Below are 25163 nucleotides of genomic sequence, written 5' to 3'. Positions count from 1 at the left end.
GAACCGAATTTTTTATATGATACTTTTTCTTTTCCTGAACAGTGCCGGAACAGTTTCCGTTATGGCCCAAAAGAAATCGGGCAATGAACCGCTACGTTTATACTTGAATGCCAATGGAACCCAATGGCTACAGTTCAGTTCGTACTTGCAACTTTGGGGGCGGGTCAACGAGAACAATCCCGGTAGCACCGTAAACGATGAATTGGAAAACGTAACCACGGATATCTCGATACGCCGATTTCGATGGGGGGTTTCCTCCTCGCCTTGGGCGAAAACCTATGTTTCGTTTCAATTAGGGGTCAATAACCTGAACTATCTTTCCCCCCGCGGCACCTCGGTCGATCTGTTGGATGCTTACGTACAATACGATTTTTCCGAATATTTGGGAATAGGCGTTGGCAAATCGGCTTGGAACGGGCTATCGCGCTATACCTCGCCCAGTTCTTCCAAACTTATGGGATACGACCTCACTTTCGTTGCCCTTCCGACACTTGACAGCACCGATGACCTGATCCGAAAATTAAGCCTCTTTGCCAAGGGAAAGATGGGGGCCATCGACTATCGGGTTGTACTGGCAAAGCCATTATCGGTGCGGAACAGCAGTTCATTCAACCCCGAACCTGAGGAGAAATTGGCACGTTTTACCGATAACCGGCCGAAGCTACAGTATTCAGGCTACTTAAAATATGAGTTTTTGGAACGGGAGAGCAATACGAGTCCTTTTCACACCGGCACTTATCTCGGTGGTAAAAAAGTGTTGAACCTCGGAGCGGGCTTTACGTTTCAGGCCGATGCGCTTTGGTCGTTGGAAGATGGCGACGAACGCTATCACGATCTAAAGCTTTTCGCCTCGGATATTTTCTTAGATCTTCCCCTAGGTTCCAACAAACAAAAGGCTATTACCTGTTATTTGGGATATTTCAACTTTAATTTCGGGCCGAATTACATACGGCTTTTAGGAGCCAACAACCCCACAAATGGCGTTCGGCCCGAAATGGCCTCCTTTAACGGGAGGGGTAATGCATTCCCTGTATCAGGAACTGGCGAGGCGGTCTTTGGGCAATTCGGTTATCTTTTTCCCAAAATGGGTGCCGGCGGTAGCATGGGGCGGTTACAACCTTATCTTTCAGGGCAATATTCGGAGTTTGAGGGTTTCGCAAATTCCATCGTTCAATATGACCTTGGCGTAAACTGGTATTTTAACGGACACCTGTCCAAACTTTCGTTCAACGCCCAGAACCGGCCTATTTTGTTCGATTCGAGAAATGGTTTAGCGGCGCAAGATCGCAAATGGATGCTCGTACTGCAATATCAGTACAGGATGGAGTAAGGGTTGTTTCAGGGACGGCCATCAAAACCAAAAATCGGTCCTTGGGCGACCTCCCGGTAAACTTTCCGGGGTCGATACAGAGCGTTCCGTTTTCGGTTTCGGTGCCCATACCTTTATCCACCGTCAATTTTTGAAAGGTATCCCCGTCCAAATTTCAATGTGCAGTGATGTCTTACAACCCGGATTTTTAAGGTCTTTGTTTTGAGCTGTTTTTAGATAGTGTTTCTTCCATAATAATTAGATTTCAGTGTCGTTATCCTGTCGTCATTACAGCTGTGCCCATTGAGCGAATGGGACATAGTTTATTGATTAAATCGTTTTAATTTAATCAATGGCCAGTACGGGCACTTGGGAGTGTACTGCCAAAAATCGTGTCAACTGTCCTTCGGAAGGTTCGCCGTGCATTGCATGGTTTCTGGGCAGGATGGCGATGAGATCGATATCGTTTTTCGACACATAGGTCAATATCCCCTTGGCCACGTCCTTGTTATTGATAAAAACACGTTCCGCATAAAAATTTTCAAGATAGTACTCCACCGTATTCTCATTTTTTTCCTCTTCCTCGGAATAGCCGTAGCTGCCGGGCCGGTTCTTTACCGTTACCACATGCACCTTGGCGTTGAACCTTCGGGCAAACTTCAACAATATTCCCAAGGCTTCGGTATCGTCTATTTCTTCTTTTCCCAGCACCAGGGCAATGCACCGCATCCGGAAATCAATGTTGCCCTTGGGCACTACCAAAACGGGGCAGTCAGCTGCCAAGACAAGCTTTGAGGTGTTTGTCTCACCCGAATTGCCGTCCATTCGGGAGCCTAAAGTACCCATGATGACTAGGTCGATTTGCCTGGTTTTTTGAATATCCAACAGCGACTGCGTCAACGATCCACCTTGTATTTTCCATTCCATTTTGTTTTTGAGCACCAGCCTGTATTTCTCCTCAAGCTTTGTGAAATTTTCGGGAAGCAATTCGAAATTGCTATGTCCGGAGATATAGGCCAAAATAATCTTTATGTCGCCATTTCGTCCTATGAAGGCTACAGCGTATTCCAGTGCCCTTTTTGCACTTTCCGAAAAATCGAAGGGAATGAGAATAGTCGAAATTTTATCCATGATGCAAAGGTTTTGATTAATTGTTATAGACAAAATTACATGTCGATTGAGGCTCTAAAAATGACCATGGTCATATACTGTTGAAAAAATTTACGCTATAATTGATTCTTGAAAACAGCGAAGGTAAATTAGCGAAATATGGATTTAGTAGCAGGAATAGATATCGGGGGCACCAAGACCAAGATCGGTCTGGTGGACCAGCACGGCGAGTGCCACGAACAGCTATTTTTCAGAACACAGGAGTTTGAGAGTTTCGATGATTTTTTGGTTAGGATAAAGGATGGCATCGATGAACTTAAGGCAAAGATAAAGTCGCCGGTAAACCTGATCGGCTGCGGTATCGGAGCGCCCAATGCATCGAGCCGGAACGGCACCATCGAAAATGCCGCCAACCTCAAATGGAAAGGTTCGGTGCCGCTACTCGAAAAATTGAAGCATCGCATCGACCTGCCCATGCGGATCATGAACGATGCGAGTGCAGCGGCCTTGGGAGAAATGCTCTTCGGAAACGCCAAGGGCATGAATGACTTTATCGTTATCACTTTGGGCACCGGTTTCGGCGCGGGCATCGTCGCCAACGGAAAACTGATCGAAGGCTACGACGGTTTTGCCGGTGAGCTAGGCCATATCGATATGACCTTGAGAGATGGTCGATTAACAGGTCTCGGTATAAGGGGCGGACTGGAAGCCTATGTTTCGGCCACAGGCCTAAAACGCACCATAACGCATATGCAAAGTAAGTATATGGACGAGAGCAGGTTCCGTAACATCGCTTACAACGACCTGCACGGTGAGGACATTACCAAGGCTGCGGAAGAGGGAGACGCCATTGCTCTAAAGGCATTTGATTACACCGCAGATATCATGGGGTTGGCCCTGGCCAATTTTACAGCCTTTACCCAGCCCGAGGCCTTCTTTTTGATGGGCGGCCTGGTCAATACCGGCAAATGGTTGATGGAACCCCTTCAGACCTATTTTGAGGAATATCTATTGGAGGTTTACAAGGGGAAGGTAAAGGTCATGACTTCCGGTATGAAGGGAAAGACCGCTGCCATTTGTGGGGCGGCCGCATTGATCTGGGAGGGAAGGCGCTAACGGAGCAGAAATCAAACACCTCCCTTCGAATAACTTAAAAAAAAGATGTCCATTGACACCAAGACGATCCGCACGTCCTCTTTTTCTATGATCCTATTATTTTTTCGGGGCAATCGCCGCCTGAGATCGTGATGAAAAGTCGGCAATATTGAAATGCCCCAACCGGGCTCATAATCTGTTTCCACAATCGGCCAAGCTTATACACACCGATAAAATGGAACATCTCCAAGGCAAAAAGGCCAATGTCGTGGCCAAAACGACGTCGATCGGCCCCTTTCCGGACATACGATGAATAAGATTGTAAATCAAGGGCCAATTCCCAAGGCAAAAATCCGGCCAGTCTTTCTATTCCGATCAGTTCGGTACCTCTTGTTAAACGACCCCAATTTTTGACCCTGTTTCGTTAAATAAAATATAAAGAAGTATTTTTAAGCTATGCGCATTTTCGAAAAAAACAGCAACATTTTTCAGTTATTGTCCGAAGCGGTTTCAGAGGGCATTATCGTCATCAACGAGGAACAACTGATCGTTGCCGCCAATAGGCGGGCCAGTACTATGTTTGGCTATGAAGACGATGCGCTTGTTGGCGAACCCTTGCAAGTCTTGATTCCACAGACCTATCGGAAAGCCCATAAAGCCCATGTCTCGGGATTTTACCGGAAACAAGAACAGAGGCTAATGGCAGAAGGTCTTACCCTCTTCGGGTTGCGAAAGAACAAAGAACAGTTTCCCTTGGAAGTCGGCCTAAATCCGTTTGCCCTCTATGGAAACACCTATGTACTGGCCCTGGTCATCGATGTAACCGAACGGAAAAAAAACGAGGAAAGCCAAAAAATAAAGACCGCAGCCCTAGAAGCGGTCCTTAACGGTATTACCATTACGGACGCGTTACATGAGGACAATCCCATCATCTATGCAAACACAGCCTTTAGAAAAATTACGGGATACACAAAAGAGGAAATACTCGGTAGAAATTGTCGTTTCCTACAAGCCGGAGACCACGATCAAGATGCCGTAAAAAAAATGTACGATGCCATAAAGGAGGGCAAGGGCTGCCAGGTAAAGCTACGCAATTACAAAAAAGACGGTACGCTGTTCTGGAACGAGGTCTCTATCAATCCCATCGCCGACGAATCGGAACGGATTACCCATTATGTGGGCATTCAGAACGATATTACCGAACGTATGATGGCCGAACAGGAAATAGGGCATTTGGCGCGCATCTTTGATGAATCGCTAAACGAAATCTATGTCTTTGATGCTCATACGCTGCAGTTTATAAACGCCAACTACGGCGCACAGAAAAATACGGGTTATGTAATGGCGGAGTGTAAAAAAATGACCCCACTTGACCTAAAGCCGGAATTCTCCGAGGATAAGTTCAGAAAACTGATATCCCCTCTACTCGACGGTTCCATGGAAAAAATGGATTTTGAGACCGTCCATCGGCGAAAGGACGGTACCACCTATCCAGTAGAGGTTCACCTGCAAATATCGTCGTTGGGCGACAAGCAGGTAATCGTGGCCATTATTCTGGATATTTCAGATCGTAAAGACTACACCCAAAAACTCGAAAAGACCGTTGAGCGACGAACGGAACAGCTAAAAAAAGCTCTGGAAACCGAAAAGGAACTGAACGATCTCAAGACCAAATTCCTCTCCTTGGTATCGCATGAATTCAAAACGCCCCTGAGCGGTATTTTGACTTCCACCATTTTAGTGGGAAAATATACCGAGAAAGACCAACAAGAAAAAAGGGAAAAGCACTTGAAGACCATCACTGGAATGGTACACCACCTGACCCAAATATTGGACGATTTCCTATCCATGGAGCAATTGGAAAAAGGTAAGGAGGTCTACCACCATTCCGAATTTTCGTTGAGCAAGCTGGTCAACGAAGTCATCTACAATGCGAATATGCTGCTCAAAAACGGGCAACGGATCAACTATCCGCAGAATATCGATGATGTAAGTATCTGCCAGGACGAAAAAATAATGGCCCTTGTGCTGACCAACCTTTTGACCAACGCCGTAAAATATTCCCAAGAAGATACAGAAATAGATTTAAAGGTAGATTTAATGGCAGATAAGATTATTATTCATGTTAAGGATCAAGGCATCGGCATCCCTGAAAAAGACCAAAAACATATTTTCGACCGCTATTTTAGGGCTGAAAACGTATTGACGACCCAAGGTACGGGCATCGGGCTCAATATGATAAAGGCGCATGTGGAGAATTTAGGAGGAAGTATTTTCTTTATTAGCAAACAAAACAAAGGGAGTACTTTTACAGTGGAACTACCTTTGGGAAAAGCCCCCTAGCCCACAAAGGGGAAATAATGACGGTTTGTAAAAAGTGGGCAGTTGCAGTTGGCTGTGAAAAAGTTAGGAGTTCAGAATTATGCGTTTAAAGAAGATATTACTTATCGAAGACGATACCGTGCTACGGGAAAATACGGCCGAACTGTTGGAACTTTCCAATTATGAAGTACGAACGGCGGCCAATGGAAAAAAGGGCGTACAACTGGCCATGGAATACCTTCCCGATGTAATCGTCTGTGATATCATGATGCCCGAACTGGACGGTTACGGGGTTTTGGAGACATTAGCTGAAAAAAACGGGACAAAGCGCATCCCTTTTATATTCCTTTCTGCAAAGACGGAGCGAAAAGATGTGCGAAAAGGCATGGAACTGGGGGCGGACGATTATCTGACCAAGCCTTTCGAGGAGGCCGAACTGTTAGGTGCCATCGAGAGTAGGCTGGCGAAAATGGCGATATTAAAAGAGGAAAGTGCAGGAAAAACCCGTTCAGAAAAGTCTTCGCACGCGTGGCCCAAGACCATTTACGACCTCAAAAACCACATAAACGACCATGGGAAGGAATACGGTTTCGGTGCGGGAGAAAGCATCTACCGGGAGGGCATGTATTCCACAACGTTCTATTTGGTGCTAAAGGGAATCGTAAAGACCCATAAACTGGACAGCAATGGCAAGGAACTGATTACGGGCATCTACAGGCCCGATGATTTTTTCGGTTTTATTTGCTTTACGGGGCCCACCACCCCTACCGAATATGCCACCGCTATGGAAACGACCAAGTTGGTCGGTATAACAACGAAAGAAGTTAAACATCTTCTGGAAAGAAACCACGACCTGACGATGGAACTGATGCAATTTCTTTCCGGGAATCTTTCCAAAACCAAAGAACAATTGCTAGAAATGGCCTACGGGTCCGTCCGCAGGAAAACGGCCAGTACCCTCCTCAAATTTACCGAAAAATTGCAAAAAGACCCGAAGGGCAACCTACACGTACTACGTAGCGATCTTGCCGGCGTGGCAGGTGTGGCCACCGAGACCTTGATCCGTACCCTTTCCAGTTTTAAAAAGGAAGGCCTCATCCAGATCGAGGGCCGCAATCTCAGGATTGTTGATGTGGATAGGTTGAGGCGAGTGGATTAAATTTTTCTCCTTCCGAACATGACCATAATCATATTATGTGGGTTTTGAAGGCTTTAATTTTACGGCAATACCAAAATTTAGGCTGGAATGAAGCAGATCTTGATCCCCACCGATTTCTCCGACAACGCATGGAACGCCATAAAATACGGCCTTGAAATGTTCAAAAAAACGCGATGTACTTTTTACCTCATGCACGTCAACACTATTCCACACTATTCCGGTGCGGGGATGGCGGTAGGTGCAGCGGGTGAAAACATTAATACTATCATTCTAAAGGATAGCAAAGAAAAACTTCGGCGATTGTTGGATCGCATAAAAAAGGAGATCCCCCTGAATACCGGACATACTTTTGTTCCCCTCGCCCTCTTCGATATTTTTGTGGATGCCATAAAACGGCAATCTGAAAACAAAAGGATCGACCTGATCATTATGGGTACCAAAGGCGCAACGGGGTTAAAAAAAGCTACCATCGGAAGCAATACCGGCGATGTGATCACTAGGGTAAAATGTCCGTTATTGGTAATTCCCGAAGATGCGGAATATGCCGCTCTCAAGGAAATCGCATTTCCTACCGATTACCAGATCGGTTACGATATGAATGTATTGGATACTCTGATCGAAATGCTTACGATGAACAAGACCAAACTCAGCATTTTGCATATCTCTAAAAATGTAAAGGAGTTGAGCGAGGAGCAACATAACAACAAGAATTTTCTTCACGACTATCTCGTAGATGTCGATCATAGTTTTCATTCGGTAACAGGCCAAAGTCTTGAAACTGCTATCCAACACTTTGTCGAAAGCAGGGATATTGATATGATTGCTATGGTTGCCAAGAACCTAAATTTCTTCCAACGGATTTTATTTCGACCGGAAGTGGAGAAGATCAGTTATCATACCGAGGTGCCTTTTTTGGTGCTACATGAATGAAAAATATTTCAGGTTTCCCTGGTTTCAAGCTTAAGATCAAGAAAAATAGTTGGTCAATAGTAAGGGGGGCTTTATTAAAGGGGGGTACCCTGAATACGACCGCCCCATTTTTTAAACTGACGAATATCACGGTTTTTGACTGGTGCCCCAATTATTTTGGCCCAATCTAGAATTTTAAAACGATGAAAAAAATAATCCTACCAACCGATTTTTCCGAAAATGCGTATAATGCCATCCGTTATGCAGTACAGTTGTTTAATGATGTGCAGACTACTTTTTATTTGCTCCACACCTATACCCCGGCCATCTACCAGACGGAATATGTATTGCAAAGTCCCGGTCAGATCGGGCTGGGCGATTCATACCAAGAAAGTTCCCAAAGCCGACTGGAAGAACTGAAAACCAAGCTCGAAGAAGAATTCGATGATCCAGCACATATTTTTATACCCCATAGCGCCTTGAATTTTTTGGTAGACGAAGTAATTCAGACCGTAAAAAACGAAAAGGCCGACCTTGTTATCATGGGTACCCAAGGGGCAACGGGGGCGAAAGAAATATTGTTGGGCACGCACACAGTACATGTCATCAAAAAAGCGACCTGCCCGGTTATCGCCGTACCTTCAGGCCATGAGTATGAAAATCCAACGAAAATCCTCTTTCCGACCGATTATGAGATCGATTATCAAAAAGAACAGTTGCAACAACTTTTGAACATTGCCATAAGCCATAGTGGCGATATAGAGATAATACACGTTTCCTCGGGCTTTGACTTGACACAAAATCAACTGAAGAACAAACAAAAACTAAAGGATGTTCTTAACGGGATTGCCCACCTGTTCCACGATTTGCCGAGCCAGGAAATAATTACTGCCATTAACGGTTTTCAGGTAAAGAAACGAACGAACCTCTTGGTCATGGTACAGAACAGGCATACTTTTTTGGAGCGGTTGTTCATTGAGCCTACCATTAAAAAGATAGGGTTTCATATTACCATTCCCTTTATGGTCATTCCACATTTAGATAAATAGTTTTTATTTGCAATCGTAGATCGCTAAGAGATATTAAAAATTTAATCAAAAATGCCACCACATTCATTATTTATAGCATAGAACTCATTGAAAAATTAAAATCAAGCACTTCTAATATGAAATGATTCTTTGATAATGATTTCAATATCTTCCTTCAAAAAGTTTGAACTGTGTCCTCTTGAGGTCACTTGAAAATCAAGGCCTTAGAGATTGAACTCTTTAAGGTCTCTTTTATTTGCACTCAATTTGCACTCAAAAATTGATACTTTATGGTTTTATATGGCTCCATTTTAGGCAACTTTTTGATTGTTTTTACCTTAAAATCCAAGTTTTTCTTCTTCTCCCTGTCCACAAAAAGCTCCCGAAGGGTGCTAGAATTTCAATAAAAAGATATTTTTAAAGTGGGCGTTTCGAAAAAGGAGTATGTGTGAAATCATAAAAAGGAACGGAAAATGTTACTGGCTAAGTCTGTACGAATACTATCTTTCATTGTTAAATAAAAAGATTTTTGTGTGTAGGATGAAGTCAAACAAAACTACCTCAAGCAGAATTTTTGAGGTGTTTGGTAAAATTATAACCCCTGCTATTTCGAAGCTTCTAACTTTTCACAATTCTCATTATATTAGTGGACAGTAGTCTCCAGTTCTACTTCTTTTCTTTATTAAATGAATCTCTTTAAATGGTATAAAATAGTACACTTTTAGCTAAGTATTTAAAGAAAACTGAAATAACAGTTAACGAAACGGAGTGAAGTGCTACAAGCTCCAAATCATAGACAAACTAATTTACTGAGCGAGGTAAAATCAGTTAAGATGTAAATTTATGTCTGAATAACCTTCCTAATTTTAAAAGAATGATTTAGTGACTTAGTTCTACTGATAGGACGTTCACTGCAGTTTCAGATAATTCGCTCGATACCTCCAGTAACTGATAACGCCAAGAACTAACAATCCAAAGGCAATATATTTCACATAATCTGGGGTAATGGCTGCGGAACCCGACTGCGCGTAGCTATGAAGGCCGACCAAAAAGAAATTAACCCCAAAATAGGTCATCATAATACTGCCATAGGCAGCTACACTCATAAAATTGTAAATCCATCTTCCCCTTAGTCCAGGTACCAATCTCATATGTAGAACAAAAGCATAGACCATGATGGAAATCAATGCCCAAGTTTCTTTGGGGTCCCACCCCCAATAACGTCCCCAACTCTCATTGGCCCATTGCCCTCCCAAAAAGTTGCCAATGGTGAGCATCACCAAACCTACTGTTAAGGTCAGTTCATTGATAATGGTCAACTCCTTCAAGTTAATTTCCATTTTCCTTTTGTTCTTTTTGTTTGTCAGAATAATAAGAATCAATGAAACCACACCCAAGATCATGCTTACTGTGAAAGGACCGTAGCTGCCTACAATTATAGGTACATGGATCATAACCCAATAACTATCCAAAACAGGCACCAGATTGGCAATGGAAGGGTCTACCCAACTTTGGTGCCCAATCCAGAGCAGCATCGAAGCGACGAAAGCACTTGCAGCTAGGGTCAAGTCACTTTTTCTGGTAAAAAGCAGTCCCATGCCCAATGTCGCCCAGGAAACATACAGAATACTTTCATAAGCATTACTCCAAGGGGCATGCCCCGAAATGTACCAACGTAATACCAAGCCTGCGGTATGCCAAATAAAAAATAAAATAATCGTCCCCTTTAAGAAATAGGTTGAGGCCTTCCAGATTTCCCTGTCCTTAAAAATCCTGAATATTAGAATCAAGAACAACAGCACTCCCACCATCATATAATATTGGTACAGACGATTGAATATGTTTAGCTTGTTGTAAATGATTTCGGCTTTTACCTTTTTTTCGGATAGCAGTACTTCTGAACCATGATTTCTTTGGTTTTGTTTAAAGGCTTCCAGTAGCTTATCGGATTCTGAGTAATCCCCTGTATCAATAGCACTTCGTAAAGTATTAATGTAATATGGAAGACTGTTCTTTATAAAATTGGCATACAGGGAATCTTGCACCTGATATTGACCTGAACGGAATTCCACGGCAGAAACCCATTTATTGTTCTCATCGTTCAACAACGGAAAAATTTTCAATATGTTTCCGCTCAATGCCATTTCCAACAAAGAGAAGCGTTCATGAACTTTGATAAAGTCTTTTTGGAATTCATTGGGATTGGTCGTAGAGCTTGCCTCTTCCAAATAGGGCCTTAGTTTGTACATGCCTGTAGCATCGAACAATTCAACCGGCTTAATGTAATCATTTGTTTTTTTTACCCCCAATATCTGACGAATACTATCATTTTGCCATTTACCGACTTTGATAAATTCCGTATTGTACCAAAGGGGTGGGTTCATCATCATGGAAAGGAACACCTGATTGGAATTCATATCCTTGAATTTGTCCTTACCGCTGAGCTTACGCAACAACTCAGAAGTAAAAGTATGCAAGGGCTTCATTCGCCCTCCTTCATCTTGGATTACCAGTTCTCCAAATTTATCCGCATGTTTCCCACTAACAGTTGTGGCCTTGATAAGCGAATCTATTTGCTGCTGAGTGGGCAAGTTGTTATGGGATTCTTCATGTACTTGTTGTGCCGACCCTTGAAGACAACCAATCATAAATAACAAAACTGATGCCATTTTTGCCTTGTTCTTTTTCACTTTTTCCAATGCCTTGCCCAAGTCCTTAAATCGCGTTTTACCAAAAAACATAATTCCCATTAATCCAGCATAAAGTAAGAAGTAGCCGGTATAGGTAATCCATGTTCCCCAAAAATCATGATTAACGCTCAAAATCGTACCCTTTTCATCTGGCATAAAACTGGCTTGAAAAAAGCGATAACCGTCATGGTCCAAAATATGGTTCATATAAATATCATAATCAAAGGAACGTTCATCCTCGATAGTTACTTTGCTCATAAAGGATTTGTATACATTGACAGTCCCGGGGTACTTTTCTGCGATAAAGTCATTGAGTTTCACACCAAAAGGTAATTGATAAGGTCTAGAGCCATATCTCAGTGAAAATTGCAATCCCCCTAAGGAAAACGGGGCAGCAAAATCTGAGGGTCCCTTACTGCCCAATAATTTCTTTTCCATTGTTTGCCCATCTGCAGTTACGGCAACTACCAAAGCGTCCTGGGTCTGTTCCGTGATTTCATTCTCCGGGACTTTGACCACACCATAATGCCCTTTAAATAATGGCTCAGGTAAAACAAATTGCATTCCGGCCATAGAATACAGAGAACGCAGCTGTAATTCCTGAAGGCTATCCTTTACCACTTTTCCCTGAAACTGGTCAGCCATTCGCATAAAATTGCCTTCAAAAGGAGCTTCTATAAAATACCCTCCTTCCCGAGTATAAAAGTTAATTGCCCCTTTGGTCTCCTTATTAAGGGCAAACAGGACATTATGGATGCTGGCAACGGTTCCATCCTCTAAAAAATGTTCGTGCCGTTGCCCATTACCTGCCTCAACAATTTTTAGATATTCTTTGCCATTTTCATCGGGAATGAGGCCTTCCTTAGCTCCTTTTATAAAATCTACATATTCAATTCTGAATTCATTTCCATTAAAATCATCGTTCCAAGGCAAACTTGATCTTTTCCCTTCTTGGGTAACCAAAATTTCGTCTTCTAAAATCTTGCGCCTTGGTTCTCCCTCAATTTCTCCATTGATATAGGCGGTGAGAAAAGTTTTATCTGAATAAAAGACATTTTCCGTCTGGCCTTCGCGAATGGGCATCATTCCTTCGTAACTTATATATCGTGTTACGAAAGCTCCTATAATTATCAATATCCATGACAGGTGCAAAACCAAAACGGGCCATTTTTTCCATTGCAAAAGGTTGTACCTATAAATGTTTCCTAAGAAATTAATTACAAAGAAGACCATAATGGCCTCGAACCAAGTGGCATTGTAAATATAAATACGGGCGGTTTCGATGCTGTACCAAGTTTCAATGAAAGTTGCCATGGCCATTGCAGTAGCAAAAAGAAGAAACAAAACGGCCATTAATTTGGTGGAGAATAGGGTTTTCTTGAGTAAATCGAGCATAATGGATTCTTAATTGGAATGCAAAAATAAAGCTTGGAGAGGACTTTATAAATTTTAAAGAGCTCCTATCAAGCCTTTTTAATAGGAAAACAATATTTAGTCGTCTTTTAGAAGTTATAGCCTTTTAATTTACAGACCCTTCCATCCAGTTGATTTACCCCAAGAGAGTATTTATAGTCGCTTTTTCTTTCTCTCATTACAACCTTACCATTAAGAGGAAATGATATCAAATACTTTTGCTTCTATGAATGTATTTTTTCCATCAAAGTGTTGTAATATTTTTATCATTTATTTTAATGTTGAACTTTTTCTCAGATCTATCCTTTTTAAAACTACGGAACGTCTACACAGATTTAAAATGAAATTCCTCCGCCCTTATGTTTTGACCAATCGGTCAGTTCGTCCCTGAATTCGTTAAAGAACTCCACTTGTTCTTTGTCACTATCTCTCAATAGGGAACCGATGACATAGACATCTTTTCTGAGCAAGCGGTTCTGTTGGATACTGGTTTTTCTTTCCATGGCCCTCTGAATGGCTTCCCGGAGTCCATTGTCCATGTGGTGCTGTACAATATCACGGTGTTGGTTCGGGTAAATCTTTTCGGCTGTCAACATAAAGGCAACTCTGTCGTAGAATCCCAATTCCATCAAGTGGCCTGTCCCTAGGTTCTTTAGATGGTTCCTTCCGTTCTTTAACAAATCCTTGATAACGGCTTGCTGTCCTTTTAATGTTTCGAACAAATTTGGGATGGAGCTCAAATAAAGATTTGTTCTTTTGGGCAATACATAACTTGATGCTTTGTCCGTATAAATGGACTTGATCTCGAGCGCATTTTCCCCCTTTACAAAATAGAAACCTTTGGCATTAAAAAAGGAGATATAATCCTTGGCGGATCTCTCGAAAGGGGCATGCATCCGTTCGGCATGCTCTAGATATGAACCCAGTGCAGTATGTTCGTATCGTTGTCTGTAAACGGGATGCATCCGTTCAAAAAGCTTCGGAAAGACCATGGGCAGAAAAAAAGCAGTTGCAGTCAACTTGGAACCATTATCGGAATTTTGTGCCGTCAACATTTCCAACAGCAAATGGTTCTGCCGGACAAAACCTGTCGATACATATTCCTCCATGTCCTTGGGGGAGGGTAGGTTTCCCAAAGCTATAGGAATCGAATGTTTGCTGGAGTCCGCGAAATACAATCGATCATCACGGTATTCCACTCCCAATGCTTGGAACAAATACCGAACGCTTCCCCCTTTGACCCCTACATCGAAAATACCCTTTTCCAATATATCGCCAATAAGCCTGAACTTGCCTTCGAGGGTTTCCCTTTCCTTTTTTGTTTCCTGTCCGACCAATCTGTCCCTGACAATTGGGAACATATTTTGAACCGCTTTCCTGAACAGTACCTTTTGATTGTTTGGAAGGTATCGCTCCAAGAATCGGTACTTTTCCAATGTGGTCAGATCTTGAAGAACATCCCGCAGGTTTTTGGTCTCTATATGCTCCGAAAACAATCCTGTTCGTTTTTGGGTTTTCAAATACGATGTGTAAAAAGCCTCCTTTATCAGTTTTTGGATTTCCAGTCTGAACTGCTTACTTTCGATATCCATCTCAGTGGGGGAATCGCCCTTACCAAAAATGTCCAAACGGTTCCGCATCTTGATATGTTTACCTAGTTCCGATTCCTTGAACACATATCCCGATTTGTCATAAATCGTATATCCTTGAACAATATCCCCTTTCCTGTCCAGTCTTATATCGATGCCCTGGTACACCTTGAGCACATCGGCCAGTTCATTCGGCCGAATGGTCTTGAAAAGGGCATAGGTGGTCCCTACCTGTTTTGACAGGCGTTTCCGGTGCATGGGCAACAACTTGGAACTGGAATTGATATTGAAGACTTTCTGAAGTTTTGGGCCGCTCAAGTTTCTATGTACTGTGGAACCGTTGATGAACCTTGTCCTGTATCCGTTTTGGTTGTCCAGTCCATATGAGACCCCTATCCTTCCTGTTTCGTTCTTCGTCAGTTTTAACTCGATGTGATAGGGCCTGACCAGTCTGGCCAGTTCTTCAAAACCCCGAACCTTGTGCTTTTGAAGGATACCGTTGAGCACATCCTGTAAATAGAACTTCGTTCCCTGGGCATGATCCATGTCGGACTGTAATTGGGGCAATCTATAAAGGGGGAGTTCCCTTTGCTCTTTTTTCTCCGGAGAAGGGGATAGGCCATACTTTTTTTCAAGATGGCGCTGGGTGGCCATGTTCCTTCGATGGCTGTTGAAGATCCCGATGACCTTTCCCGCTTCGTCCACATTGGTAGTCACGATATGGACATGCTCGTGCTTGGTGTCGTTATGCCTGACCACTACATAGGGTTGTTCCCCATAGCCCATTTGTTCCATATATTCCCCCGATAACTCACGGAAGGCTTTGTCATCAAGATGTTCACCATGGGGAAGGTTCAAGGTGATGTGGGCATAGCGGTTTTTGGTGGCATTGCGCTGCCCTTGAAAATGGAGTACGTTCCCGAAGAATCTTTGTGATATGTCCTGAGAGTACATATTCCCATAAGCAAGGATACTCATTCCTTTCTTGCCGAACACATAGTTCAAAATTCCTTGGCAGTTTTCCCGGTATAGTATCCTCCCTATCATCCTATTTGTTTTCTCCTACAATCTCAATGAGTGAACACAGGAGTTCATTGGTCTTCCCAATTTCGTTTTCCAGAGAGGTGTTTGGACTTCTCAAATTTTTATGATGTGCCAGTTTCACCAATTGGTTGATGTTGTTCCCTATCCTGTTTAAATGGTAGGAAAGATTCGAGGTGTTCGGGAGCTTGTCCTTTTCCTCCAGTTGGCCGTTCAGGACCAACCTTCTCAACAATGGACTTATGGTTCCCCGTTGAGAAATGTCCAGATGGTAGGATTCGCAGATCGATCTCAATTTTTCATATTCCCTGTCGTTGAAACGCAGCATTACGTTATGGTTCCGCTTCCTGTTTCCCAAACGTTTCCGGCCCTTTTTCCTTTGTTCCATTTTAGCTGTTTTTTTAGCGGGAACACTTCGATAGAAGTAGACAATTCTGAGTTACTTAGAATACAACTTGCAATCCGTTCCACGGATAAATATAAGTTATTGATTTTAAATGTAAGTAATTAAATATCAATATTTTAACTGGTAAAATCATATTGATTCATATGGAACCAAATGAGTACAATAAGCATTTTTAAATGTTCCGATATGGGAATTGTATAACCACAAAAAGGAAAGGAAAAGTGTGTCTGTTTTTGTGGGTAGGGAGATAAAAGAGCAAGCGGCAAAAGGCCGCTTGTGCTTTTGGGCGCGCTGAGGATGTCGGGCGGCTTCCGCAGGGGCTTGGGTTTTATTTTGAAAATCTTTTTATAAAAAGCACATTCGTTTAGGAAGGTTGTTTTAATACTCATCACATGAGATAAAAGAAAAACTTGCCTATTTTAGTATGAAGAAGGAAAAGACTTATGAAATGGATAGGATAAAGGCTGTTTATAGAAGGAAATGCTATTGAAAAAGCTGATAGAACAAATGGGAAAGAGCTATGACATGTTCAATTTCTACACTCAGAATCAAAGACAGCATAACTCGGAAGATTTATACTGGTTTGCAGCAATTTTAAATGTTGGGGTCAGCTATTAGTAGAACAAAAAGAAAAGAAGTAGGCTATGAACTATAAATACCAACTAATCATGTTAGGTTCAGATGTCAAGGAAAAACAAGAATTATTGAGTCAAATTGATATTGAACTCAAAAACCTAAATCTGCCTAAAGAGTTCATTAAAGTCATTCCAGCATCTTCCTTGGAGACAGAATATAAAGGAAATCAACCTGCATTTGCTCTTTATTTTGGGGATGTAAATGGTGACTTTAAGGATTTAGATGCAATACAAAATCTTTTAAAAGATGGAACAATGGTACTTCCAATCTTTTTTAATGATTTTCGTACGGATATTCCTATCATTCTGTCAAATCAAAATGGAATTCAATACAGTAATAATGAAGTAAATCGAATTGCCAATATTGTGTTGGAAGCTTTTGAATTACTACGTAGTACAAGAAAGGTCTTTATTAGTTATAGAAGAACAGAATCTACTTCCATAGCTATTCAGCTTTATGAGGCGTTAGAGAGTAATAATTTTGATGTATTCCTTGACACTCATTCAATTCAAAAAGGTGAACCTTTTCAAGAAGAGCTGTGGCATCGAATGACAGATTGTGATGTAATTGTGTTATTGAACACTCCAGGGTTTCTTGAAAGCCATTGGTGTAAAGAAGAATTTGCAGAAGCTGGTGCAAAGCAAATTGGAATTGTTCAATTGGTATGGCCAAATCATCAAATCAAAGATATTGATAGTTCCTCTCATATAAGTTATCCAATTCAGTTAAAAACAGATAATTTCATTGATGGGGTTTATGATAATAAAGGTAGATTTATTCAGACATTTGTGGAGAATGTCCTTCAGGAAGTGGAATCTGTTCGTGCAAGGAATTTGGCAGCAAGACAAGACAACTTAATAACAGAGTTTAGGAATATTGCTGAGAAAAACAATAGGATGGTGACCGTTCAACCAGAAAAGATTCTAACCGAAAATAGACCCAACGGAGAACACATTATATACATACCTACTATTGGCATTCCCCAATCTACAAGCTGTCAATCCGCTGAAATTAAAAAAGAGTTGATGGGTTATGACGAGGTTTCTATTCGATTGATCTATGACGATTTAAGAATACGAGATAGGTGGTTAAAACATTTGGATTGGTTAAACGACAATTTTAAAAAGGATATAAAGACATTGAAAAAACAAGATTTCGAGTCATGGCTACAAAAAGCATAAAAAATATTTTTCTATCCGCAAGTATTCCGTTACCAAACAGAGATGCAAAATATATTGACACAGCAGACATTATTGCAATTAGAGATGCAGTTATTGCATTAACAACAGTAGTATTACCATATCATCGGATTATCTGGGGAGGTCATCCTTCCATAACTCCTTTAATCTATTACGTTATGGAAAAACTGGATTTGAATATCCAAGAACACGTCAAATTGTATCAGTCTTTATGGTTTGAAGAAAGGTTCCCGGAAGATAATAACAAGTTTGAAAACATAGTTTTCACTGAAAGACAAAGTGACATTCCTTCAAGTATTAAGCTTATGAGAGAAAGAATGTTTTCAGAAAATGAGTTTTCTGCTGCCGTTTTTATTGGTGGAATGAATGGAATTGAAGATGAATACAGGATGTTCATAGAATACCACCCCAATGTTTTATTAATACCAGTTGCAAGTACTGGAGCTGCAACCAAAATTGTTTATGACACTCTGGTTCCTGAAAATCTCAAAAACCCAAGGTTTGAAAAGGATTATGGATACATGTCTTTGTTCCAAAAGTTTATAATGGATAAAATTTAAAAATATGGCAAAAAAAGTATTCGTTTCCTATAAGTACAAAGACGAAAAAGTTGCAAAAATTCAAGATTTCTATTACGAGGAGGTCGACGGAGTAATGAAGTTCAATTATAGAAAAACGAGAGCTCGTGATTATGTTGATAGAATACAAGAGAAAATTGGAACAGATAACATTAATCTTGGCGAAAAAGATGGAGAGAGCCTTGAAGACTTTTCCAATCAACAAATAGAATCGGCATTAAAGAAAAGAATTCGACAATGTAGTATTACAATTGTCCTCATATCCAAAGGAATGAAAACCATGGAGTCTGAAAAAGAACAATGGATTCCGTGGGAAATATCATACTCTTTAAGGGTTGTGCCAACAGGCGGAAACACAAAACAAAGAAATGCAATATTAGGGGTTGTACTTCCAGATGAAAATGGAAATTATGATTGGTACTATACATCAAATCTTTATTGCAATAGTATAACTCATCACACAGGCCAATTATTCAAAATTCTAAAGGATAATATGTTCAACATTCTTGAAAAGGAGTTTAGGGAATGCAATGGATCAAAAATTCACATTAAAGATGAGCCTTCGTTCATTAAAACCGTGAAGTGGGGTGTTTTTATGAACGGTAATTCTTATGGCTACTACCTTGATAAGGCAATTGAGATAAAGGAGGATGAAAGCTCATATGATATTCATATTAACTTAGACTAATTTCCTTTTGGGTATAAAGAAACTTAAATTAAAGAAGTTAATATTGGAATAAGAATGACAGAAACCAACCGCATAGAATATAAAGCCGAACTTACCAAGGACTTAGATTTAGAAAAGGAAGTCGTGGCATTTTTAAACTACCATGAAGGCGGTTTGGTCTATATCGGTATCGATAAAACAGGAAAAACGTTGGGCGTTGCAGACTCCGATGCCGATATGCTGAAAATAAAAGACCGCATTAAAAACAATATCTCACCTTCGGCTATGGGCTTGTTTGATGTGGTTTCAGAAGAAAAAGATGGTAAAACCATCATCAAGATCATTGTTGCCAGTGGAAGCGAAAAGCCTTATTTCAAAAAGAAATACGGAATGACCGAGAAAGGCTGTTTTCTCCGTATTGGTACGGCAGCTGAGCCCATGCCCCAGAAAATGATAGAGGAATTATTTGCTTCCCGCACACGTAATTCTATTGGCAAAATAAAGGCCAATAGACAGGATGTTAGTTTTGAACAATTACGTATTTATTACGAAGAAAAGCGGAAGCCACTCAATAAACAGTTTAAAAGGAATTTAGAACTCCTTACCCCACAAGGGGATTTAAATTATGTGGGTTACCTATTGGCAGATGAAAACAATGTTTCTGTAAAAGTAGCCAAGTACAAAGACAGCACAAGGGTTGATTTGGCAGAAAGCAATGAGTATGGTTATGTATCGCTCATCAAGGCCACTAAAAGTGTACTCGACAAGATAGAACTAGAAAACCGAACTATCACGCAAATCACGTCTAAAGAGCGTTTGGAAAAAAGGCTTTGGAACAGTATTGCACTTCGTGAAGCGATTATCAATGCCTTTGTACATAATGATTACACTAAAGAAATAGCGCCCAAGTTCGAGATATTCCAGGATAGAATAGAAATCACTTCTGTTGGGTCTTTACCTGAAGGGTTAAGCGAAAGTGAGTTTTTTGAAGGTTTTTCCGTTCCGCGTAACAAAGAACTTATGCGGATTTTCAAAGATTTGGACTTGGTAGAACAATTGGGATCGGGCATTCCAAGAATCTTGCAATCTTATGGTAAGGAGTGTTTCCTGTTCTCCGATAATTTTCTGCGGATGGTGTTTCCTTCGGCAGAACCTGTTTACTCCACCGAACAAGTCACCGAACAAGATACCGAACAAGTCACCGAACAAGTTGAAAGCCTTATTCAAGCGATGAACAGTGATGAATATTCACGGGCAGAAATAATGGAATTGGTTGGGGTCAAACATCGCCCAACGTTTTTATATAACTATTTGCAACCGGCTATCGAACTAGGCATTATCGAATTGACAATCCCGGACAAACCCAATAGCAGCAAGCAGAAATATAAACTGACCCAGAAAGGTCGGGATAGGAAAGCTTAATAAAATTTACTGATGTTCAATTGGAAGCTATATTCATAGTCTAGCCAGAAAAAGAAGGCTGGTTTATAGAGACAAACCTTTGCCTTTATTTTTGTCTTTTTCCTTGCCCTCCTCTTTTAATGGATTGCTACGTGAATCTATAGACTTCCCAAGGTCCTTACTCTTAGATAGGGCCACTTCCTTAAAATATTGAAACATGCCTGCATGCACCGGATTATCTGGAGGTGCCTGGGAAATATCCTGACCTTGAAGCATGGGCCTTTCTAATTTCAGTTCCTTGGCCATCTCGTAGCCAAGATTGAATTCCCTAATATATTTTTTGTCAACTTTGTTTTCCATACTCGTATTTAAAAGGTTTCACGGGCGTGAAGTTCAAGATAGTCGTTCAAGGAATCACGGTCATAGAGTATTATTTTCTTTTGGGGCTGGGAATATCTGATCTTTCCTTCGTCCCTTAGCTTCTGTAAAGTGGTCGTGGATTTTATTCTGAGGATATGCATGGCTTCCTCGCCGTCGATCCATTTATCTGGCTTGTCCCTTCTTTTGGCCTCCACATGCTCGATTACTTTTTCAAACAGGGCATAAAAAGCTTCTTCTTGTAGACAGACGACTTGCATATCGATGGATTGGTTAAATGACCAATATCGGAAAAAATGGTCAGATTTCCAGTCTTTCCTGATATTCGTCCATAATATGGGTTGGAAGATTTTTAATATAGATCTCAGTGGTCTGGAGTTTGCTATGACCGAGCATTTTGCTCAGTGCATTTATGGGTACGTCATTGAGGATAAGATTTGTTGCCATTGAATGACGGCTAACATAACTTGTTAGTTTTTCTTCAATGTCGCACAGTTTGGCGATTTCTTTGAGCCTTTTATTATATCGCTTCCGTTCCCATTGTACATCATAGTATTGATCCTGTAAGGCTTCCCTTCTTACAATTGGAAAGATGAATTCCGATTTTTTCTTGTCCTTTAAATAGTAGCCAATTATAGAGGACAATTGTTCGGTTACTTTTATGTCATAAGGTCTGGCCGTTTTTTGTCTTCGGTATTGGATTCTGCCGTCAATGATATTGCCAACTTTCAAAAAGGCCATGTCAATGAAGGAAATACCGTTCATCAAATATGAACAGAGAAAATAATTTCGTGTATGGAAAAGCGGGGAATCCGGTGCAAGCTTTAAATCTAGAACGCGCTTGATTTTATTCTTGCTAATGGCTCGTTTTGCAGTGGGCTGTGATTTTATCTTGTACTTCTTAAAGGGATAGTTATCAGCTGATACTATGCCTTGATGTATGGACTTGTTGTAAACAGCCCTGATTGTACGCATATAGGTCGATAACCCATTGACACTATTCCCCTTCTTTAAATGAGCAGTCTCAAACTTTTTGAGAAAAGTATAGTTTACTTCCTCAAATCGTAAATTCTTCTTTCCATGAAAATTCTTTAAGGCTCCCAATACACTCTTATAGGCTCTGGCATTGCCAAAACGGTTAGCTTCTTCCATTTCGTCAATGAGTTGTTGGGTATATTCGAAGAAGGTGATCTTTTTTGTCGTTTTGGTTAGAATGTCTTTTAAGTCGGTTATACTTAGACCTTCTAAACGCTTATTTTCTTCTAGGCTATTTATGTCGTCCCGTAATTCGGTTTTCTTTTTGACAAGGAGATTATTCAAACGAGCAACGGACGAAACCCCTTTATAGGTTCTCTTGACTTCTCGATTTTTCTCATTCCAGTATTCCGGTGGAACGGCAAACCCGGTGGAAATGGCAATTGTTTTTCGATGGTGGCTCAATCTGAAAATAATTGGGCACATGCCATCTTTTCGTTTTCTCCTAGTGTCAATGGAAAGAGTAATATTGGTTTTCATATTTTGAAGATACGAAAAATTTGCACTCAATTTGCACTCAAAATCAAGTATTATATGGTTTTATATGAATTCATATAATTTTTAATTTACTGATTATCAGTATATTTAAATATTTTTTAAAATACATAAGACCATAAATCCGTTGCCTTCTAAGCAGACGGTCGAAGGTTCGAATCCTTCCGCGATCACTAAAGGGGATTTTCTGCAAATCGAGTGGAAGTCCCCTTTTCCTTTGCCCTTCAAATCCCCTGTAAACAAAGAGATTGCGCCAAAAATCTCATTGACCCGAAAAGTTCGAACTTGCTTGTTTTTGAAGTCATACCCAATCCCGTCCGGGAACACCATATATTGTATGGACCTTTTTGTTTCCAAATCCCCTAACTTCCACAGTGATGGTAGGTTACAGGCATAACCAAGTGCCAATTTTACGGACTTTTTGAGGTTCGAACTATTTATTCCCCCATTTTCCAATTTCATCTCCAATTCCCTTTGTTTAGCTTTCAGTTCAGGCATAAAAAGATCATATTGGGACTTTGTGATCTCGTTCAGCACGACAAATCTTCTCTCCAATGTGTCTATCCTTTCTTTGAGTTGGCCGAGTTCTTTGGTCAACCGCTTTTGGTCTTCAAGTGCCTCTTGGTTTTTATCGATCAAGGTGTCGTGTATGATATCGGCCAATGGCTCGATATACTTTTTGTCGGCCAGTGCATACCTGCCCAATACATTCAGAAACTCTTTATGGAGCTTATTGGCACTTCTGTTCTCCTTGCTGCCCTTACGCCTGTTCTTGTAATAGTACAGGCCTTTTTTCTTCACGATATATCCAGTGTAGGGTGTTCCACAGACCGAAGATCTGACAAACATCTTCAATGGCAGGTTTTCGTCATCGAACGAATATTTCTTCGGTGGCTCACCTGCATGGAGGAGATTGTGTATCTTAAGGAACATTTCTTTCGATATGAGGGCCTCGTGTTTTCCTTGGATCACTTCACCGGGAATAAGGCTGTTCACGATAAGCCCACAATAGAACGGGTTTCTAAAAAGGTCCGTCAATCTTTTTGCATGTATGTCCAGGCCCTTGTCTTTAAGTCGTTTTGCAATCTCGACATGTGACATGTCGGAATTTGCCTTCCATAAAAAAGCCTGTTTTAATAATCTTCCTTCCTCCGAGATCACAAAATTCGGAATCTTCCCTTTCCCGGGATTTGTATTGGTATATCCAAATGGATAGGCACCCGTCCAATATCCCCTTCGCAGCTTCTCCCGCATTCCCGTAATGGATTTGTCCCTACGAATCTGGTTGTCGAAGTGGGAGAACATATGGTACAGGTTTTCCTGGAACGTACCCGCACTTGTGGTCACATCGATTTCCTGGGTGGCCGATATAACGGCCACTCCCTGCTTTTTTAACTGTTCACTGATATAGGCGCCGTTCGCACCCGTTCTGGAAAACCTATCATAGGAATAGACGATGATATAGCCGATGTTCTTTCTCCTTTTTACATAGCTGAGCATCCTTTGGAACTCCCTGCGCTCATCGCTCTTGGCAGATTCATAGGTTCCCCCAAAATATTCCAATACTTCCAATTCTTTTCGAATTGCATATTCTTGGCAATATTTGAGTTGGGTCGTCAGGCTGGCATTGTTGTCAAATTGCTCCTTACTGGAAACACGGGTGTAGATAACTGCCGTATTGTTCTTTCCTATTATCCTTCCTTTTTCTTTTTTCGCAAATTGACCGAATCCCTCTAAGTTCATGTGTTCCCTTTTTTGAGCTATATTATCAGTTTTATGTTGTTCCATGATTTCCTCATATTGTCCCTTGCCATAGGCAACTTAACAAGCCAAATCTGTTCATTTTCCATTCTTCAATATGAAATGCCCCCATTTCTTTTTCCCCCTTTTTCAATACCAAGGTTGAAATTCTTCGAAAGGTTTTTTTTTTGACCTATTTCCCTTTGCATCCTGTTGATGGACGTATCATAAAAAAAGTTGATTATCGGCAACATATTGTTGTGTTTATCCGAAGCTTTGAGAGCATCGATATAGTTTTGCCTTTCCTCCTTCAAAATGATTATATGGGGGTGGCCGAACCTTCCCAATATGAAATTGGACAATAAACGCCCCAACCTGCCATTGCCATCTGGAAAGGGATGCGAGTAAATGAACATTTGGTGGAAGATCGCGCTCAGTTCCAAGGGGTGCGTCCTGTCCTCCTTGATGGCCCTATTGAAACTTTCCAACATTTTGGGCATATTGGCCACGGCCTTTTTGGTGTCCCTGAAGATAGTGTCCCCAGCGGCCATCTGGGTTTTTGAGTATTCGCCCGGCCTATATCCCTTATAGGAAATGGTGTTCTTGGTCAAAAGAACGTGCAGATGCTTTACAAGTCTTTCATCAAGTTCCGCTCCGGGGTGCTTCAGGACATAATCATAGGCCTTGAAATGATCCAGGATCTCAAAAGCTTCCAATAGGGTCTTGTTCACCAGGTTAAGGGCATAGCCCTTTTCCCTTAGCTCCCTTGTATCATCGACACTAAAGCTATTGCCCTCTATGCCACAGCTATGTGCGGAAAAAAGTATCTCATTGTACCTTTTAAAATCGGTCTCGTTGAAAGAGGAAACGATTATATCGGAGTACTTGCCCCTTAGGGATTCATATTTTTTCCGAATATCTATGAATGGATCTGTATTTCCCATTGTTTGTTCAGACTTTGTT

20 protein-coding genes are annotated in these 25163 nt (G+C 41.2%); 10 read left to right on the top strand and 10 right to left on the bottom strand.

Annotation, left to right across the window (positions count from 1 at the left end):
• The first annotated feature begins 16 nt into the window (after nucleotides 1-16).
• Complete coding sequence (locus GTK07_RS16855) at nucleotides 17-1330, top strand: hypothetical protein (protein WP_163636393.1); 1314 nt, start codon at nucleotides 17-19, stop codon at nucleotides 1328-1330.
• Here the strand turns inward: GTK07_RS16855 and GTK07_RS19430 are convergent.
• Nucleotides 1245-1481: a phosphoenolpyruvate carboxykinase (ATP) gene (locus GTK07_RS19430; protein WP_313790825.1), complete on the bottom strand. Its 237-nt coding sequence runs from the start codon at nucleotides 1479-1481 to the stop codon at nucleotides 1245-1247. The genes GTK07_RS16855 and GTK07_RS19430 overlap by 86 nt on opposite strands.
• A gap of 173 nt (nucleotides 1482-1654) precedes the next feature.
• Nucleotides 1655-2440: a universal stress protein gene (locus GTK07_RS16850; protein ID WP_163636392.1), complete on the bottom strand. Its 786-nt coding sequence runs from the start codon at nucleotides 2438-2440 to the stop codon at nucleotides 1655-1657.
• A gap of 138 nt (nucleotides 2441-2578) precedes the next feature.
• Between GTK07_RS16850 and GTK07_RS16845 the strand changes: the two genes are divergently transcribed.
• From GTK07_RS16845 to GTK07_RS16825, 5 genes are all read left to right on the top strand, one after another.
• Complete coding sequence (locus GTK07_RS16845; RefSeq protein ID WP_163636391.1) at nucleotides 2579-3535, top strand: ROK family protein; 957 nt, start codon at nucleotides 2579-2581, stop codon at nucleotides 3533-3535.
• A 435-nt stretch (nucleotides 3536-3970) separates the two neighbouring features.
• A complete protein-coding gene (locus GTK07_RS16840; RefSeq protein ID WP_163636390.1) occupies nucleotides 3971-5857 on the top strand; it encodes a sensor histidine kinase in 1887 nt (628 codons plus the stop codon).
• Nucleotides 5858-5936: 79 nt separating this feature from the next.
• On the top strand, nucleotides 5937-6995 hold the full coding sequence (locus GTK07_RS16835) for a response regulator (RefSeq protein ID WP_163636389.1): 1059 nt from the start codon (nucleotides 5937-5939) through the stop codon (nucleotides 6993-6995).
• 87 nt (nucleotides 6996-7082) lie between these two features.
• Nucleotides 7083-7925: a universal stress protein gene (locus GTK07_RS16830; protein WP_163636388.1), complete on the top strand. Its 843-nt coding sequence runs from the start codon at nucleotides 7083-7085 to the stop codon at nucleotides 7923-7925.
• A gap of 182 nt (nucleotides 7926-8107) precedes the next feature.
• Nucleotides 8108-8953: a universal stress protein gene (locus tag GTK07_RS16825; RefSeq protein ID WP_163636387.1), complete on the top strand. Its 846-nt coding sequence runs from the start codon at nucleotides 8108-8110 to the stop codon at nucleotides 8951-8953.
• 887 nt (nucleotides 8954-9840) lie between these two features.
• Here GTK07_RS16825 and GTK07_RS16820 read toward each other — a convergent pair.
• From GTK07_RS16820 to GTK07_RS16810, 3 genes are all read right to left on the bottom strand, one after another.
• The gene (locus GTK07_RS16820) at nucleotides 9841-13017 is read right to left on the bottom strand and encodes a cytochrome c biogenesis protein (protein ID WP_163636386.1); all 3177 of its coding nucleotides are present in this window, start codon (nucleotides 13015-13017) and stop codon (nucleotides 9841-9843) included.
• Nucleotides 13018-13370: 353 nt separating this feature from the next.
• Complete coding sequence (locus tag GTK07_RS16815; protein ID WP_163636385.1) at nucleotides 13371-15671, bottom strand: relaxase/mobilization nuclease domain-containing protein; 2301 nt, start codon at nucleotides 15669-15671, stop codon at nucleotides 13371-13373.
• Nucleotide 15672: 1 nt separating this feature from the next.
• A complete protein-coding gene (locus GTK07_RS16810) occupies nucleotides 15673-16053 on the bottom strand; it encodes a plasmid mobilization protein (RefSeq protein WP_163636384.1) in 381 nt (126 codons plus the stop codon).
• A 686-nt stretch (nucleotides 16054-16739) separates the two neighbouring features.
• Between GTK07_RS16810 and GTK07_RS16805 the strand changes: the two genes are divergently transcribed.
• Genes GTK07_RS16805 through GTK07_RS16790 form a run of 4 tightly spaced genes read left to right on the top strand, consistent with a single transcriptional unit; the run spans nucleotide 16740 to nucleotide 20573 of the window.
• Nucleotides 16740-17888, top strand: coding sequence for a toll/interleukin-1 receptor domain-containing protein (locus GTK07_RS16805; protein WP_203583833.1), 1149 nt, complete (start codon nucleotides 16740-16742; stop codon nucleotides 17886-17888).
• Nucleotides 17870-18466, top strand: coding sequence for an SLOG domain-containing protein (locus GTK07_RS16800; RefSeq protein WP_036384189.1), 597 nt, complete (start codon nucleotides 17870-17872; stop codon nucleotides 18464-18466). Before GTK07_RS16805 ends, GTK07_RS16800 begins: the two co-directional genes overlap by 19 nt.
• Nucleotides 18467-18470: 4 nt before the next feature.
• Nucleotides 18471-19172, top strand: coding sequence for a TIR domain-containing protein (locus GTK07_RS16795; protein WP_163636382.1), 702 nt, complete (start codon nucleotides 18471-18473; stop codon nucleotides 19170-19172).
• Between the two features lie 54 nt (nucleotides 19173-19226).
• Complete coding sequence (locus tag GTK07_RS16790) at nucleotides 19227-20573, top strand: Fic family protein (RefSeq protein ID WP_163636381.1); 1347 nt, start codon at nucleotides 19227-19229, stop codon at nucleotides 20571-20573.
• 63 nt (nucleotides 20574-20636) lie between these two features.
• Here the strand turns inward: GTK07_RS16790 and GTK07_RS16785 are convergent, their stop codons facing one another.
• From GTK07_RS16785 to GTK07_RS16765, 5 genes are all read right to left on the bottom strand, one after another.
• On the bottom strand, nucleotides 20637-20912 hold the full coding sequence (locus GTK07_RS16785) for a hypothetical protein (RefSeq protein ID WP_036384195.1): 276 nt from the start codon (nucleotides 20910-20912) through the stop codon (nucleotides 20637-20639).
• A gap of 8 nt (nucleotides 20913-20920) precedes the next feature.
• A complete protein-coding gene (locus tag GTK07_RS16780; RefSeq protein WP_036384197.1) occupies nucleotides 20921-21190 on the bottom strand; it encodes a helix-turn-helix domain-containing protein in 270 nt (89 codons plus the stop codon).
• A gap of 40 nt (nucleotides 21191-21230) precedes the next feature.
• Entirely contained in the window at nucleotides 21231-22445 is a 1215-nt protein-coding gene (locus tag GTK07_RS16775; RefSeq protein WP_163636380.1) for a site-specific integrase, read from the bottom strand.
• A gap of 105 nt (nucleotides 22446-22550) precedes the next feature.
• Nucleotides 22551-24203 (bottom strand): recombinase family protein, encoded by a 1653-nt coding sequence (locus GTK07_RS16770; RefSeq protein WP_163636379.1) that lies wholly within the window; start codon nucleotides 24201-24203, stop codon nucleotides 22551-22553.
• Nucleotides 24204-24313: 110 nt separating this feature from the next.
• Nucleotides 24314-25144: a Fic family protein gene (locus GTK07_RS16765; protein ID WP_072879336.1), complete on the bottom strand. Its 831-nt coding sequence runs from the start codon at nucleotides 25142-25144 to the stop codon at nucleotides 24314-24316.
• Between the last annotated feature and the right edge of the window lie 19 nt (nucleotides 25145-25163).

Origin of the sequence: Flagellimonas sediminis (genome assembly GCF_010500845.1) — a bacterium.
In the GTDB taxonomy this organism is placed as follows: Bacteria; Bacteroidota; Bacteroidia; order Flavobacteriales; family Flavobacteriaceae; genus Flagellimonas; species Flagellimonas sediminis.
The sequence above is the reverse complement of the archived record's forward strand: the minus strand, read 5'-3'. Positions and strand labels throughout refer to the sequence as shown.